Source organism: Wenjunlia vitaminophila DSM 41686, assembly GCF_000380165.1.
Classification (GTDB): domain Bacteria; phylum Actinomycetota; class Actinomycetes; order Streptomycetales; family Streptomycetaceae; genus Wenjunlia; species Wenjunlia vitaminophila.
The window spans coordinates 131,474-147,164 of sequence record NZ_KB904691.1; the positions used below are offsets into that span (position 1 = coordinate 131,474).

General features: G+C 73.0%; 13 protein-coding genes and 1 pseudogene. 9 read left to right on the forward strand and 5 right to left on the reverse strand.

The window, feature by feature from the left end:
• Positions 1-18: 18 nt before the first annotated feature.
• Positions 19-405 carry a winged helix-turn-helix transcriptional regulator gene (locus A3IG_RS0120315; RefSeq protein WP_040911973.1) on the reverse strand — a complete coding sequence of 129 codons (387 nt, stop codon included), beginning with the start codon at positions 403-405 and terminating at the stop codon, positions 19-21.
• 91 nt (positions 406-496) lie between these two features.
• Here A3IG_RS0120315 and A3IG_RS0120320 point away from each other — a divergent pair, with 91 nt between their 5' ends.
• A complete protein-coding gene (locus A3IG_RS0120320) occupies positions 497-1,390 on the forward strand; it encodes an NAD(P)-dependent oxidoreductase (RefSeq protein ID WP_026220475.1) in 894 nt (297 codons plus the stop codon).
• 119 nt (positions 1,391-1,509) lie between these two features.
• On the opposite strand, the gene A3IG_RS0120325 is transcribed toward A3IG_RS0120320, so the two are convergent.
• The gene (locus A3IG_RS0120325; RefSeq protein ID WP_018385433.1) at positions 1,510-2,232 is read right to left on the reverse strand and encodes a L,D-transpeptidase family protein; all 723 of its coding nucleotides are present in this window, start codon (positions 2,230-2,232) and stop codon (positions 1,510-1,512) included.
• Positions 2,233-2,501: 269 nt separating this feature from the next.
• Between A3IG_RS0120325 and A3IG_RS0120330 the strand changes: the two genes are divergently transcribed.
• The 6 genes and pseudogenes from A3IG_RS0120330 to A3IG_RS32830 form a co-directional block, all read left to right on the forward strand.
• Positions 2,502-3,278 carry a (Fe-S)-binding protein gene (locus A3IG_RS0120330; RefSeq protein WP_018385434.1) on the forward strand — a complete coding sequence of 259 codons (777 nt, stop codon included), beginning with the start codon at positions 2,502-2,504 and terminating at the stop codon, positions 3,276-3,278.
• Positions 3,275-4,702, forward strand: coding sequence for a lactate utilization protein B (locus tag A3IG_RS0120335; protein WP_018385435.1), 1,428 nt, complete (start codon positions 3,275-3,277; stop codon positions 4,700-4,702). Before A3IG_RS0120330 ends, A3IG_RS0120335 begins: the two co-directional genes overlap by 4 nt.
• Complete coding sequence (locus A3IG_RS0120340; protein WP_018385436.1) at positions 4,699-5,349, forward strand: LutC/YkgG family protein; 651 nt, start codon at positions 4,699-4,701, stop codon at positions 5,347-5,349. Before A3IG_RS0120335 ends, A3IG_RS0120340 begins: the two co-directional genes overlap by 4 nt.
• Before the next feature lie 247 nt (positions 5,350-5,596).
• Entirely contained in the window at positions 5,597-7,411 is a 1,815-nt protein-coding gene (locus A3IG_RS0120345; protein WP_018385437.1) for an ABC transporter transmembrane domain-containing protein, read from the forward strand.
• On the forward strand, positions 7,398-9,269 hold the full coding sequence (locus A3IG_RS30635) for an ABC transporter ATP-binding protein (RefSeq protein WP_018385438.1): 1,872 nt from the start codon (positions 7,398-7,400) through the stop codon (positions 9,267-9,269). Before A3IG_RS0120345 ends, A3IG_RS30635 begins: the two co-directional genes overlap by 14 nt.
• Before the next feature lie 77 nt (positions 9,270-9,346).
• Positions 9,347-9,664, forward strand: a pseudogene (locus A3IG_RS32830) (MMPL family transporter); the annotation flags it as partial.
• A 7-nt stretch (positions 9,665-9,671) separates the two neighbouring features.
• On the opposite strand, the gene A3IG_RS0120355 reads toward A3IG_RS32830, so the two are convergent.
• Positions 9,672-10,493 carry a helix-turn-helix domain-containing protein gene (locus tag A3IG_RS0120355; protein WP_018385439.1) on the reverse strand — a complete coding sequence of 274 codons (822 nt, stop codon included), beginning with the start codon at positions 10,491-10,493 and terminating at the stop codon, positions 9,672-9,674.
• Between the two features lie 85 nt (positions 10,494-10,578).
• Between A3IG_RS0120355 and A3IG_RS0120360 the strand changes: the two genes are divergently transcribed.
• Positions 10,579-11,511: an MBL fold metallo-hydrolase gene (locus A3IG_RS0120360; RefSeq protein ID WP_104530805.1), complete on the forward strand. Its 933-nt coding sequence runs from the start codon at positions 10,579-10,581 to the stop codon at positions 11,509-11,511.
• Positions 11,512-11,572: 61 nt separating this feature from the next.
• Here A3IG_RS0120360 and A3IG_RS0120365 read toward each other — a convergent pair whose 3' ends face one another.
• Positions 11,573-12,361, reverse strand: coding sequence for a metal-dependent hydrolase (locus A3IG_RS0120365; protein ID WP_018385441.1), 789 nt, complete (start codon positions 12,359-12,361; stop codon positions 11,573-11,575).
• Between the two features lie 100 nt (positions 12,362-12,461).
• On the opposite strand from A3IG_RS0120365, the gene A3IG_RS0120370 reads away from it, so the two are divergent.
• On the forward strand, positions 12,462-14,975 hold the full coding sequence (locus A3IG_RS0120370) for a DEAD/DEAH box helicase (protein ID WP_078500753.1): 2,514 nt from the start codon (positions 12,462-12,464) through the stop codon (positions 14,973-14,975).
• A 22-nt stretch (positions 14,976-14,997) separates the two neighbouring features.
• Here A3IG_RS0120370 and A3IG_RS0120375 read toward each other — a convergent pair whose 3' ends face one another.
• On the reverse strand, positions 14,998-15,489 hold the full coding sequence (locus A3IG_RS0120375) for an FxLYD domain-containing protein (protein ID WP_018385443.1): 492 nt from the start codon (positions 15,487-15,489) through the stop codon (positions 14,998-15,000).
• Positions 15,490-15,691: the final 202 nt, after the last annotated feature.

The following is a 15,691-nucleotide window of genomic DNA, read 5'->3' on the forward strand; positions in this document are numbered from 1 at the left end:
GACGGCCCCGCAGGTCCGTTACCCGTTCCCCACGGCCCGGTGGGCGCCCACCCGCGCACCGGTCCCGGTCAGCGGTTCGCCGTCGAGCAGGTGTTGCCTGCCCCAGGCACCCAGCGGTGCCAGGGCGTCGTTGAGGGAGACGCCCCTCGGGGTCAGCGAGTACTCGACGCGGGGAGGGACCTGGTCGTACACGTGCCGGTGCACGATCCCGTCCTCCTCCAGCTCCCGGAGCTGGGAGGTGAGCACTTTCTCGGTCACCCCTGGAATCAGCCGACGCAGTTCGCCGAAGCGGGACGGCTTCTCGTTGAGGGCCCAGAGGACCAAAACCTTCCATCTCCCGCCGATGACGTCCATGGCCGCGTCGATTCCACAGTGATGGGCTCCTGGCCGCCGACTTGTTGCCATGCCGTTCCCTCCTGTCGGCCCGCCCCTCGGAAAGCCACTTACCTGGAAGTGCGTACTTGATTGTTTCGTGGGCCGCGCACAGCCTAACTGCATGAACATCAGTACGGATACACGAACTCCGCTCACCCTTCTCGGAACTGGCGCCATGGGGACGGCGCTCGCCCATTCCTGGCTCGGGGCCGGGCATCCGCTGGCCGTGTGGAACCGCACCCCCTCCCGGGCGCAACCGCTCGCCGCCCAGGGGGCCGAGCTCTTCGCGTCCGCGGCCGACGCCGTCGCCGCGAGCCGCCTGGTGGTGGTGTGCCTGCTCGACGACTCCACGGTCGGCGAAGCCCTCGCGGGCGTGGACCTGCGGGGGAAGGACCTGGTCAACCTGACCACCGGCACACCCGCCCAGGCCCGGTCCCGCGCCGAGTGGGCACAGGCGCGCGGGGCGCGTTTCCTGGACGGCGGAATCATGGCGGTCCCGCCGATGATAGGCGCGGCGGGCTCCGGTGGATATGTCTTCTACAGTGGTTCACGTACCCTCTTCGACACCCACCAGGAAGTCCTGGCCGTTCCGGCCGGCACTCTCTTCGTCGGTGCGGACGCCGGATTCGCGGCGCTTCACGACGTCGCGCTGCTGAGTGCGATGACGGGGATGTTCGCCGGCGTCGCACACGCCTTTGCGCTCCTTCGAAAGGACAATGTCCCACCGAGGGAATTCGCGCCCCTGCTCGCCGGTTGGCTCACCGCCATGACGCCCTGGGTGCACAAGGCAGCGGACCAACTCCAGGACGGCGACTACACCAAGGACGTGGTTTCCAATCTCGCCATGCAGGTCGCCGGAAGCGCGACGCTGCTGCGCACGGCCGAGGAGCAGCAGGTGAGTTCGGAACTGCTCGTCCCCTACCTGGCACTGATGGAGCGGCGGCTGGCCGGGGGACACGGCGAGGAGGACATCACCGGGGTGATCGACCTGCTGGCGCGGCCCTCGGTCGCCTGACGGGAGGCGTCCGGCTGACCGGGGGCTGGGCGTCGGCGGCACGCCCGTCCCCGGGCGCGGTCGTCGGCGGCACCGGGCGGGTGAGGACCGGACGACCGGGTGACCCGGTCCTCGACGACCTATTCGGCGAGGAACTCCCGGTCCCCCATCACCACCACCGGGTGCTGCGCCGGGTCCAGGGTGCGCAGCAGTTCGCGCATGGCGGCCCGGGAGACGCTGACACAGCCGGAGGTGCCGCTGCCGTGGTCGAGGTGGAGCCATATCCCACCGCCCCGGCCCTGGCCCAGGGGACGGGTGGGGTCCAGCGGGGAGGTGCCGGGCACCCGGTTGTAGTCGATGGCGATGACGTGGTCGAAGTCGTGGTGGGTCCGCGGCGCCCAGGTGGCGGGCGGGGTGAACGCCGGTGAGGACGTGTAGGGCAGCTTGGCTCCGGGGTCGGGCAGCACGCCGCCCGCGTCGCTGAGGGTGAACACACCGCTCGGGCTCTTCTTGTCGCCCTCGTGGTGTTCGCGGGTCCAGCCGCGCCTCCCGTTGTGGGCGGGCCAGCTCTCGGCCCGGTGCCAACCCCCGTCCCGGCGGAGGTAGAGCGTGACGGTGGAGCTGGCGGACGCGGCGTCACCGCCGTGGACCACGACGACCTGGGTGCTCCGCGCCGGGACCCGTTGCCGCAGTCGGGGGCCGAGGTCCGGAATCTGGCGGGCGTCGGTGGACGGTCCGGGCGTGCCCGGACCGTGGTGCGGGCCGGCGGTCCGGTCCCCGGCCCCGTCGCGGGCGGGGCCGCCGTCCGGGCCACCGCAACCCGCCAGGCCGACCCCCAGCAGGGTCGCCGTGGCGAGCGCCACCGCCGCACGTGTCCGGCGCGAGCCGTGGCTTTTTTCCCGCCCCCGGCGGGTGTGCCCGGCCGGGCCGGGACTCAGGCCCCACATGGCGGTCTCCCCCTTGTCTGCCCCTTCGTGTCCTGATCTTATGATTCCATCGCCTGTTGTCCGTCACGCCCGATCGCCCCCGGCGGCCGAGGTCGAGGCCCCCCTGGGCTTGGGCCCACGGTTGCGGCTAAGGTCAATAAGAACGATTCAATTGCCACTGGGGCACCCTCGAGCCAGGAGGCGTGATGCGTGTCGCCCTCTTCGTGACCTGCGTCAACGACACGCTGTACCCCCGTACGGGGCAGGCGACGGTCACGCTGCTGCGCCGTCTCGGCGTTGACGTGGAGTTCCCGTCCCAACAGACCTGCTGCGGCCAGATGCACTACAACACCGGTTACCGGCACCAGGCGGAACCGCTGGTGCGGGACTTCGCGGAGACGTTCGCCGACTACGACGCCGTGGTGGCCCCGTCCGGGTCGTGCGCCGGGATGGTCCGGGACATCCATCCCCGGGTGGCCCGGCGGTCCTCCGGGCGGGTGGACCCGGAACGGGTGGACGCGGTGGCACCGAAGGTGTACGAGCTGTCGGAGTTCCTGGTGGACGTGCTGGGGGTGACCGACGTGGGGGCCTACTTCCCGCACCGGGTGACGTACCACCCCACCTGCCACAGCCTACGGCTGCTGAAGGTCGGCGACCGCCCGACCCGGCTGCTGCGCGCGGTGCGGGGCCTGGACCTGGTGGAGTTGCCGGGCGCGGACGAGTGCTGCGGCTTCGGCGGAACGTTTGCCCTGAAGAACTCCGCGGTGTCCGCCGCGATGTGCTCGGACAAGCTCAGGCACGCCGCGGACACCGGAGCCGAGGTGCTGTGCGCCGCCGACAACTCGTGCCTGATGCACCTGGACGGCGCCCTGCGGCGGCAGCACTCGGGGGTGCGCACCCTGCACCTGGCGGAGATCCTGGCCCGAACGGAGGACGACCCGCACGGCACGAGCTGGTCGCGGGCGACAAGGAGCCTGGCGTGAGCGTCGTTTCCCTGGGCATGCCCGCGTTTCCCACGACCGCGGAGTCCGCCACCCGCGACGCCCAGTTGCGGCACAACCTGCGGAACGCCACCCACACCATCCGGGACAAGCGCGCCCACGCGGTCGCCGAACTCGCCGACTGGGCCGAGCTGCGGGCCGCCGGGGCCGCCATCAAGGACCGCACCCTGCGCCACCTGGACCACTACCTGGTCGAGCTCGAGATCGCGGTCACCAGGGCGGGCGGCCAGGTGCACTGGGCGAGCGACGCCGCCGAGGCCAACCGCATCGTGACCGAACTGGTGCGGGCGACCGGCGAGACCGACGTGGTCAAGGTCAAGTCCATGGCGACCCAGGAGATCGGACTCAACGAGGCGCTGGCCGACGCCGGGATCACCGCCTACGAGACGGACCTCGCCGAACTCATCGTGCAGCTCGGTGACGACCGTCCGTCCCACATCCTGGTGCCGGCGATCCACCGCAACCGCGCGGAGATCCGGGACATCTTCCGGCAGGCGATGGGCCGCTGGGGCCGTCCGGCGCCCGAAGGACTCACCGACCGCCCGGGCGACCTGGCCGAAGCGGCCCGGCTGCACCTACGGGAGAGGTTCCTCACCGCCAAGGTCGCCGTCTCCGGCGCCAACTTCATGGTCGCCGAGACCGGCACCCTGGTGGTGGTGGAGTCCGAGGGCAACGGCCGGATGTGCCTGACCCTGCCGGAGACCCTGATCTCCGTGGTCGGCATCGAGAAGGTGGTGCCGACCTGGCAGGACCTCGAGGTGTACCTGCAGTTGCTGCCCCGTTCCTCGACCGCCGAGCGGATGAACCCCTACACATCGACCTGGACCGGGTGCACCGAGGGCGACGGACCGCGCCAGTTCCACCTGGTACTGCTGGACAACGGGCGCACCGCCACCCTCGCCGACGAGGTGGGCCGCCAGGCGCTGCGCTGCATCCGCTGTTCGGCCTGCCTGAACGTGTGCCCGGTCTACGAGCGGGCCGGTGGCCACGCCTACGGCTCCGCGTACCCGGGGCCGATCGGTGCCATCCTCACCCCGCAACTCCGGGGCATCGCCAGCGCGCTGGACGCCTCCCTGCCGTACGCCTCGTCGCTCTGCGGTGCCTGTTACGAGGTCTGTCCCGTGGCCATCGACATCCCCGAGGTCCTGGTGCACCTGCGGGAGCGGGTCGTGGAACGGAGTCGCGGACACCTGGGCGAACGCGCGGCCATGCGGGCGGCCCGTTGGGTGTTGCAGGACCCGGACCGGCTGCGCCGCGCCCAGCGGATGGCGGCACGAACCCGACGTCTGCACCCGAAGCGGCTGCCGGGTCCCGGCGCCGCGTGGACCGACACCAGGGACACCCCGCAGGTCCCCGCGGAGTCCTTCCGCGACTGGTGGCGGCGCACCCAGGAGGAGGAGCGGTGAAGTCCAGTCGTGAGGTGGTCCTGGCCAGGGTGCGCGCCGCGCTCGCCGACGTGCCGCGGGACGAGCTGCCGGAGGACGTCCCGGTCCCGCGGGACTACCTGCGTTCCCACACCGACCCGGACCCCGGGGTCGTCGCCGACCTGCTGGCGGAGCGCCTCGTCGACTACGGCGCGGTGGTGCACCGTCCCGCCACCGAGCAGGAGCTGCCCGAGCTGGTGGCCCGCGTGTTGCGGGACCGCGGGGCGAGCACCGTCGCGGTCCCCGAGGGACTGCCCCCGGCATGGCTCCCCGCCGCCGACGGGGTGGAGTTCGTGACGGACGACGGCACGTTGACGGCGCAGCGGCTGGACCGGCTGGACAGCGTGGTGACCGGCTGCGCGGTCGCCATCGCGGAGACGGGCACCATCGTGCTGGACGCCGGCCCTGGGCAGGGCCGTCGGCTGCTCACCCTCGTGCCCGACCACCACCTGTGCGTGGTGCGCCCGGAACAGGTGGTGGCCTCGGTGCCGCTCGGTGTCGCGGCGCTGTCCGCGACCCGCCCCCTGACCTGGATATCCGGTCCGTCCGCGACCAGCGACATCGAGCTGAACCGGGTCGAGGGCGTGCACGGGCCCCGCACCCTGGAGGTCGTCCTGCTGGACCACTGAACGGGTGGACCGGCACGGCCGCGTTCGCGCGGCCGGTGCGCCGCCCCCGCTCGTGAACCGGGAGCGCGAACCCGGGTCGTGGGTCCGGCACGGCGGGCGCGGGACGTGGTCCGGTGGGGGAAAACCCTTTGACGCCGCCCCGTGTTTTCGCCACCCTGACACGGCTCCGCATCCCGACCGGTTCCCATGCCTCACCGGACCTCCAACCCGGGCGTCGTCAGACCCGGCCGACCCGTTTTGGGACGTCATGTCACTGCGCAACCTGCCCCACGCCGACCCGGGCGTTCCCGACACCCGTTCCGGATTCCGGTTCCTGCTGTGGCTGGGGCGGAACCAGGTGCGCGGGCAGGTCCTGGCGATGTTCTGGTTCACCCTGTACACCGGCGCGCTGGCAGGGGTTCCGGCCCTGGTGGGTCTCGGCGTGCAGGCCGCGGTGGACGGGTCGGGGTCGCGCATCGTCGTCGCGGGGTGCCTGACCCTGGCGCTCGGCGCGGTGATCGCCGTCTCCGACTCGCTCGGTCACTGGGCCGCCGTCACCAACTGGATCACCGCCGCCACCCGGGTGCAGCAGCTCCTGGCCCGCAAGGCCGCCGAGCTGGGCTCGGTGCTGACCCGGAGGGTCGCCGCGGGCGAGGTGGTCGCGGTGAGCACCGGCGACGTGGAGAAGATCGGCTGGTTCGTGGAGGCCCTGGCCAGGTTCGCGGCGGCCGTCCTGGCCTGTGTCGGCCTGGTGGTCGCCCTCCTGGTCTTCCAGCCGGTGCTGGGCCTCGCGGTGGCCGTGGCGCTTCCGGTGCTCACCCTGGCCGTGCTGCCGTTGCTGCCGCCGGCCCAGCGCCGCGCCGACGACCAGCGGGAGAAGGCAGGACGGGCGACGGAGCTGGCCGCGGACACGGTGGCCGGGCTGCGGGTGCTGCGCGGCATCGGCGGTGAGGACCTGTTCCTGCGGCGTTACCGCGACGCCTCGCAGGAGGTGCGGGCGGCGGCCGTGCGCAGCGCCCGGATGTGGTCGCTGATCGCGGCGATCCAGGTGGCGCTGCCGGGTCTCTTCCTGGTCGGGGTGGTCTGGTACGGGGTGCGGCTGGCCTCCGACGGCAGGATCTCGGTGGGTGACCTGGTGACCGCCTACGGGTGCATCGCCTACCTCCTCCTGCCGCTGCGCATGTTCGAGGAGATCGCGATGGCCTGGACGTTCTCCAGGACCTCGGCGACGCGGGCCGCCCGGGTGCTGTCCCTGCGCCGGGACACCGAGGTGGACGTCGCCGACGGGGTGCCGGAGGTCGAGGCGTTCGCCGGGGGCGACCTCGTGGACCCTACCTCGGGGCTGACCGTGCCGGCCGGTTCGTTCACCGCGGTGGTCTGCGGCGACCCGGACACCGCCGGGCGGCTGGCGGACCGGCTCGGCGGGCACAGCCCGGACGGCGCGGGCGCCGCCTCGCCGCTGCTGGGCGGGGTGGCCCTGGACCGGGTCCCGTTGGAGACGGCACGGACCGCGGTGCTGGTCCAGGACAAGGACCCGGTGCTGCTGTCCGGGACGTTGCGCGACCTGCTGGACGTGCCCTCCTCGGGGGCGGTGACACCGCAGGCCGCACTGGCCGCGGCGGAGTGCGCCGACGTGCTCTCGGTCCTGGCGCGGACCCTGCCCGGCCCGGACGCGGGGGCCGCGGCCGGGGAGCGGGACGCCATGGGGGCCCGGCTGACCGAACGCGGCAGGTCGCTGTCCGGGGGGCAGCGGCAGCGGCTGGCGCTGGCCCGTTCGCTGGTGGTGGACCCGCCGGTGCTGGTCCTCGACGAACCCACGAGCGCGGTGGACGCGCACACCGAGGCGCGGATCGCCCGCGGGCTGCGGACACTTCGGGAGGGGCGCACCACGGTGGTGTTCACCTCGAGCCCGCTGCTGCTCGGCCTGGCCGAGCGGGTGGTGTTCGTGCCGGAGGGCGAGGTGGTCGCCGCCGGGCGCCACCAGGACCTGCTGCGCACCCACCGGGGCTACCGGTCGGTGGTGACCCGCGTGGAGGACACCGCTTCCGACGACCACACGAGGAGTCCGCGTGAAACGGCCTGACCACGATCCCGCGGCGCCGCAGGAGGCCGACCGGCTGCCGGTCGGCTCACCGAGGACGGTGCGGTCCTACGTCCGTGAGCTGGGCAGGCGGCACCACAGGGCCTTCGTCGTCCTGATCGTGGTCAACTCGGTGGCCTCGGTGGCCTCCATGGTGGGTCCCTTCCTCCTCGGCGACCTGGTGAACGACCTGGCGTCCGGCGCCGAGGACCTCCCCGTGGAGCGCACGGTCGCCGTGTTCGCCGCCGCGCTGGTGGTCCAGGCGGTGTTCGTGCGGCTGACGCGGCTGCGCGGAGCGGTGCTCGGCGAACGGATGCTCGCCGACCTGCGGGAGGACTTCCTGGTGCGGTCGGTGGCGCTGCCGCCGAGCGTGCTGGAGCGGGCGGGGACCGGGGACCTGCTGTCCAGGATCACCACGGACGTGGACCGGCTGTCCAACGCGATGCGCGAGGCGGTCCCGCAGTTGTCCATCGCGGTGGTCTGGACGGGGTTGCTGCTCGGAGCGCTGGCGGTGACCGCTCCCCCGCTGGCCCTGGCGTCGCTGGTGGCGGTGCCGATCCTGCTGGTCGGGTGCCGGTGGTACTTCAAGCGGGGGCCGTCGGCGTACCGGTCGGAGGCGGCCGGGTACGCCGCGGTGGCGGCGGCGCTGGCCGAGACGGTGGACGCGGGGCGGAGCATCGAGGCGCACCGCCTGGGCGGGCAGCGGGTGGCGCTGAGCGACCGGCGGATCGGCCAGTGGGTGGCCTGGGAGCGGTTCACCCTGTGGCTGCGCATGGTGTTGTTCCCGGTGGTCAACGCCACCCACACGGTGGCCCTCGCCGCGGTGTTGACGATCGGCGGTGCCATGGTGCTCCGCGGCTGGATCACCGTGGGGGAGCTGACCACGGGAACGCTGTACATCCAGATGCTGGTCGATCCGGTGAACATGCTGTTGCGCTGGTACGACGAGTTGCAGGTGGCCCAGGTCTCGCTGGCCCGGCTGGTGGGGGTGCGGGAGGTGCCCGCGGGGTCCGGGGACGACCGGGTGACCCCTGCCGGGCGGACCGTGCTCGCCGACCGGGTCCGCTTCGGCTACCAGCGGGACAACGACGTGCTGCACGGGGTGAGCCTGACGGTGCGGCCGGGGACGCGGATGGCGCTGGTGGGTCCTTCGGGCGCGGGCAAGTCCACGCTGGGGCGGTTGCTGGCCGGGATCTACGCGCCCCGCGCCGGCGCGGTGACGCTCGGCGGGGCGGCACTGTCCGAGATGCCGGCCGAGCGGGTGCGCAGCCACGTCGCCCTGGTCAACCAGGAGCACCACGTGTTCGTGGGGTCGCTCCGGGACAACCTGCTGCTGGCGAGGACCGACGCGGGTGACGCCGAGCTGTGGGCGGCCCTGCGGGCGGTGGACGCCCACGCCTGGGCCGAGGCGTTCCCGGAGGGCCTCGACACCGAGGTGGGTTCCGGCGGGGTGGCGCTGACGCCGGCGCAGGCCCAGCAGGTGGCCCTGGCCCGGCTGGTCCTCGCCGATCCCCACACGCTCGTCCTCGACGAGGCCACGTCACTGCTGGACCCCAGGGCCGCTCGTCACCTGGAACGTTCGCTGGCCCGGGTGCTCGAGGACCGCACGGTGGTGGCCATCGCGCACCGGTTGCACACCGCGCACGACGCGGACCTGATCGCTGTGGTGGAGGACGGCCGGATCGTGGAGCTGGGCAGTCACCAGCAACTGGTGGCGGACGGCGGCGCCTACGCGGCGCTGTGGCGGTCCTGGCACGGGGACCGGGCAGAACGGGACGGGGGCGCCGCGGAACGCGACCTGGACCGGGCGGAACCGGGCGGGGACGGCCTGGTGGGCCGCGCGGGGGCGCTGGAGGCCTGAGTCCACGCCGGCCCGGGCGGGCTCCTGGCCCCGGCACGCTGCGCCGCCCACAGATGAAACGTCGCCGTTCCATCTGTGGGCGGCGTAGGGGCAGCCTCGCGATGGTGATCGGCCTGGCGGTCGGCATCGACCACGCGCTGTTCATCGTCTCCCGCTACCGCTCCGAGCTGGCCGAGGGCCGCGAACGCGGGGACGCCGCCGGGCTGGCCGTGGGCACCGCGGGCTCCGCGGTGGTCTTCGCCGCCCTGGACGCCCTCACCCTCATCCCCGCCCTGCTCGCCTTCGCCGGTGCCAGGGTCGTGCCGCGACGGGCACGCGGGGACGCGGGGACGCGGGGAGCAACCGCCCCGGTGGTCGGCGCCGGAAGGACACGGCGGGCCGGTCCGCGGCCCAACGGCCCGCTCACCGGCCCCCTGGACGGCCGAGCAGGGCACGGAGCCGGCCGGGGGGCAGCCCCGTCTCCGCACGCAGCACCCGGCTCATGTGGGCCTGGTCGTAGAACCCGGTGTCCGTGGCGAGGGCCGCGAGGTCCGGTTCGCCCTCGAGCAGCCGTTCCAGGGCCGCGGCGACCCGCAGCCGGGTGCGGTACTGGCTGAGCGTGACACCGGTGACGGCCCGGAAGGTCCGGCTGAGGTGGTACGGCGAGCAGCCCAGCCGGCGCCCGAGTTCGGTGAGGCCCACCTGCCAGTCCTGCGCCAGCGCCGCCCGTGCCTGATCGACGAGGCGGCGCCGGGCGGCGTCGGTCGCCGGCGCCCCGCTCGCCGCCCGCCGTGGGGCGAGGCCGGCGAGGACCTGGCCGGCCAGGGCGACGGTGCGCTCGGTGAGCTCGAAGGCGTCGGCGTGGCCCCGCGCCCGGGTGAGCAGCAGCCGCTGGGCCAGCGCGGCGGCGGGGGTGGCCAGCGCGAACCCGGCGGGCGCGGTGGGGTCGCCGCCGAGCATGCCGGCGAGCAGCGGCTCGGACAGCACGATCTCCGTGTAGGTGTCACCCCCGTACGGATGCGCGAACTGCTGCTCGGTGCCGAGCCGTTCGACGAAGACGGTGGCCGGGTCCATGACCTGGGTGACGCCCTCGGCCCTGGCCAGCACCATGCCCCGGCGGACCAGGACGAGTCCGAAGACCGTCGCCGGCCGGGTCTCGCTCCACCCGTGGGGAGGGCCGGCGCAGTCCACGTCGGCCAGGTACAGGTCGTCGTCCCGCAGCAGGGTCCGTCGGTGCACCGTCATTCGCCGCCCCCGTCCGTCCGGCTTGTGCCACGCGTCCGCCGTCGGACAAGACGGTACAAGAGGCCGCTGGGTCCGCCGCGCCAGCATGCGACGCACGACCACGATGCTGGAGGCCGAGATGAGCAACCCCACCTATCCCCGCCACCGCACCCGCAGAGGGGTGCTGACCGGTTCCGCCGCCGCGCTGGGAGTCGCCGCGCTGCCCGCCTGGACCCTCCCGCGTTCCCACGGCGGTCTCGAGGTGCTCGCCCTGCTCGACGCCGCCGGACCGTTCCCCTGGAAGAGCGCCGCCGCGTTCCCCGACGCCACCACGGACGACTGGGCGCGGGCGAAGCGTCTCGACCCGGCCGCGTTCGGGCCCGACGACGGCTGGAACCTCGTCTTCCGGTGCTTCGCGGTCCGCCGCCCCGGCGGCCGGGTCACCCTGGTGGACACCGGCGTCGGCCCCGAGGGCAGCCCGGCGTCGAGCTGGGCGCCGGTGCCGGGACGACTGCCCGACGCGCTGTCCGAGGTGGGCATAGCGGTGTCCGACGTGGAACGGGTGGTGCTGACGCACCTGCACGAGGACCACTACGGCTGGGCCGTGCTGCCCGACGGCACCCCGATGTTCCCCGACGCCCGCTACGTGGTGCAGCACGCCGAGGTCGCGTCGTTGGACGCTGGCTCCTCGTCGATCAGCTACGTGGTCGATCCGCTGCGGCGGGCCGGGCAACTGCACGAGGTGCAGGGCCGGGTGCGCGTCCCCGCGGCCGGCGGGAGCCTGACGCTGTTGCCGACCCCCGGTCACACCGTGGGACACCAGTCGGTGTTGGTCGAGGGCGGGCGCCGGCGGATCCTGATCACCGGTGACGTCCTGGTGCACGCCGTGCAACTGGCGGCCCCCGAGGTGAGTTACGCCCTCGAGGCGGACCCCGCGACGGCCCGTCGCAGCCGCCTGGCCCTGTTGGAGCTGGCCCGGGAGCGCCGGGCGCTGTTGGCCACGGCGCACCTCAACCACCCGTTCATCGAACCCCGGTGACGCCGGGTCGGACACGGAGGTCGGTGGGGCCGGCGCGTTCGGCGTGCGCGGGTGGGTGGCGTCAGTACAGGATGCCGAGCGCGCCGGCCCCGCTGACCCCGCCGACCACCAGGAAGGCCGGCATCAGGACCTTGTTCTCCACCCAGGCGCCGGCGCGGAACCGCATCGCGCGGGGCGGGCCCAGCGGGTACCAGCGTTTGCGACCGATCGGTATCGGCCAAAGGATCGGGCACCCCGAGATGGTCAGTGCGTCACCGACGCAGTGCACCAGCACCCCGAGCGCCACCGGGAGGCCCAGCCACAGGTACTCCTGCCCCGGGTCGGTGAAGAGCCAGTCCGCGCCGTCCTCGACGAGCACGTCGGACATGACGTAGGTGCTGGCCGCGCCGAGCAGCCACACCAGGACGTCGCTGGAGGCCCGTGCCTGACGCCACAGCAGCCCCTCGATGGCGAGCACCATGTGCACGAAGAGCACCACCAGCACCGCCCAGCGTCCCCCGAGGACCGCCAGCGCCGAGGTGCCGGCCCCGAGCAGCGCCGCCCACACCCAGGTGTGGGTGAGGGTGCGGTGCCCGCCGGAGCGCCGGGGGTCCCCGGTCTTGCGGGTCGCCCGGTAGACGCCGTAGGAGAGCTTGTCGACGACCCCGCAGGCCACCTTGGACACCGGTCCGAAGGACCGGGATATCGTCGCCGCCTTGTGGTCCAGGTCGGGGGCGAGCGCCGCACCGGCGCAGATGATCGCCCCGATCAGCAGCACCGGCCAGGGCATCGGCTCCCCCGCCGCCTCGGTCACCGCCCCGACGACCAGCCACGCGGTGGCCCCGGACAGCGAGTGCGCGGGCCCCATCATCGTCGTTTCCCCCCCAGGTGCGCCCGAACCCCCCGGTCCGGCGAGGGCAAGGCTAGCCGGCTGGCCGACACGTTCGATCATCCGGGGCTCGGCAGGCACTATGGGGAGTGTGAGCCTCATCGACCGGTTGCCAGACAGCCCGGACCCCGACGCCCTGTTCGACGCCTTCTCCTCCTGGGCCAGAGACGGCGGGATCACCCTGTATCCCGCCCAGGAGGAGGCGTTGATCGAGGTGGTGTCGGGGTCCAACGTGATCCTGAGCACACCGACGGGTTCCGGGAAGAGCCTGGTCGCCGCGGGGGCCCACTTCGCGGCCCTGGCGGACGGTCGCCGTACCTTCTACACGGCCCCGATCAAGGCCCTGGTGTCGGAGAAGTTCTTCGACCTGGTCAAGGTGTTCGGCACCGAGCGCGTCGGGATGATGACCGGCGACGCCAGCGTCAACCCGACCGCGGACATCATCTGCTGCACCGCGGAGGTGCTGGCCAGCATCGCCCTGCGGGACGGCGAGCGGGCCGACGTCGGCCAGGTCGTGATGGACGAGTTCCACTTCTACGCCGAGCCGGACCGGGGCTGGGCCTGGCAGATCCCGCTGCTGGAACTGCCGCACGCGCAGTTCCTGCTGATGTCGGCGACCCTCGGGGACGTGGAGCGCTTCGAGCGGGACCTGACCCGGCGCACCGGCCGCCCCACCACGGTGGTCCGGTCGGCGACCAGGCCGGTCCCGTTGGCGTACGAGTACCGGACGACCCCGCTGCACGAGACACTCCAGGAGCTGCTCGAAACCCGGCAGGCACCGGTGTACATCGTGCACTTCACCCAGGCGTCAGCGATGGAGCGCGCCCAGTCGCTCATGAGCATCAACATGTGCACCCGGGCGGAGAAGGACGCCATCGCCGAACTGATCGGCAGGTTCCGGTTCACCACCAGGTTCGGCCGGAACCTGTCCCGCCTGGTGCGGCACGGCATCGGGGTGCACCACGCCGGGATGCTGCCCAAGTACCGCAGGCTGGTGGAGCGGCTGGCGCAGGCCGGGCTGCTGAAGGTGATCTGCGGCACCGACACCCTGGGCGTGGGGGTCAACGTGCCGATCCGGACCGTGTTGTTCACCGCGCTGAGCAAGTACGACGGCTCCCGCGTGCGGCTGCTGCGGGCCCGGGAGTTCCACCAGATCGCCGGCCGCGCGGGGCGGGCTGGTTACGACACCTCCGGTCTGGTGGTGGCGCAGGCGCCGGAGCACGTGATCGAGAACGAGAAGGCGCTGGCGAAGGCGGGGGACGACCCGAAGAAGCGGCGCAAGGTGGTGCGGAAGAAGGCGCCGGAGGGCTCGGTCAACTGGAGCCAACAGACCTTCGAGAGGCTCATCGCTGCCAGCCCCGAGCCGCTGACCTCGCGTTTCCGGGTCAGTCACGCCATGCTGCTCTCGGTGATCGCCCGGCCGGGCAACGCCTTCGAGGCGATGCGCCGGCTGCTCGAGGACAACCACGAGGACCGCCGCGCCCAACTCCGGCACATCCGCCGGGCCATCGCGATCTACCGGTCGCTGTTGGCCGGCGGGGTGGTGGAGCGCCTGGACACACCGGACGACCACGGCAGGATCGTCCGGCTGACGGTGGACCTCCAGTCGGACTTCGCCCTCACCCAGCCCCTGTCCACGTTCGCCCTGGCCGCGTTCGAGCTGCTGGACCGGGAGTCCCCGACGTACGCGCTGGACGTGCTGTCGGTGGTGGAGTCCACCCTCGACGACCCCCGGCAGATCCTCGCCGCCCAGGAGAACAAGGCCCGCGGGGAGGCCGTCGCCCAGATGAAGGCCGACGGGGTGGAGTACGAGGAGAGGATGGCCAAGCTCCAGGACATCAGCTACCCCAGGCCCCTGGAGGACCTGCTGTTCCACGCGTACGGCGTCTACCGCAAGGGACACCCGTGGGTGGGCGACCATCCGCTCAGCCCCAAGTCGGTCGCCCGCGACCTGTACGAGCGGGCGCTGACGTTCACCGAGTACGTCGGTCTGTACGAGCTGGCCCGGGCGGAGGGGATCGTGCTGCGCTACCTGGCCAGCGCGTACAAGGCCCTGCAGCACACCGTTCCGGAGGACGCCAAGAGCGACGACCTGAAGGACCTCATCGAGTGGCTGGGCGAGTTGGTGCGCCAGGTGGACTCCAGCCTGCTGGACGAGTGGGAGCAGTTGGCCAACCCGCAGGACGAGCCGGCGGACGCCCAGGTGCCCGACGACCGCCCGGCCCCGGTCACCGCGAACGAGCGGGCGTTCCGGGTGCTGGTGCGCAACGCGATGTTCCGCCGGGTGGAGCTGGCGGCCCTGGAGCGCTACGCCGAGCTGGCCGAGGTGAGCCAGGACGACGGGTGGGACGCGGACACCTGGGCGGACGCGATGGCCCCCTACTGGGAGGAGCACGACGACCTGGGCACGGGGCCGAACGCCCGGGGTCCGCGGATGCTGTTGATCGACGAGCAGCCCGGAGCGTGGGTGGTGCGGCAGGTCTTCGACGACCCCGCCGGGGACCGCGACTGGGGGATCACCGCCGAGGTGGACCTGACCGCCTCGGACGAGGAGGGCCGTGCGGTGGTCCGGGTCACCGGGGTGAACCGGCTGTGAACCGCCCGCCGCGTCACCGCGGTCAGCGGTTGCCGGAGGGGAACCGTTCCACCCGCACCGCGCGCACCCGGGTGGCTTCCGCGCTGGCGCCGCCGGCGTCGTGTTCCGGGTGGTGCTGGGCCGTCCCCCTGGCCGTCTGGCCGGCCGCGAGCGAGCTGACGTCGCCGTAGACGTCAGCCACCCGGTCCCCCCGTCGGTCGAGCAGCTCGAAGGCGATCACGTAGTCCGAGGTGGTGTCGGTGCTGTTGCGCACGGTGAAGTCCACCCGGTAGACCCGTGCCCCGCCGGGCTCGCTGACCCAGCGCCCGGCGGCTGACCGGACGTCGCTGAGCGGTTCGCTGCCAGGCCCGCTCCTGCGGGACGGCGCCGCGTCGTCGTGCGGCTGTTCCCCGGTGGCGCCAGCGGTGACCGTGGTGGTGGCGGTGACGGTCCGGGACGGGGCCGCCCCGCCCCCACCGCACCCGGTGAGGACCAGCAGGGCGAGGACGGCCAGGCCTCCGGGGACACGGAGCATGATGCCTCCTTGGAATCGAACGGTCGCTGAGCGTATCTGCCCGGGAACCGACCGTACTCGCATCGACGCCGATCGGTGGTGACGGCGGGCCGGCCGGGCACTCGAAGGACGGTCCCCTCCGTCGGGCCACCCGGCCCAGCACGGTCTCGACGGGAACGCGACACCCTGCGTACCCTCGTCAACAGAGCGTGATCGAACAGGG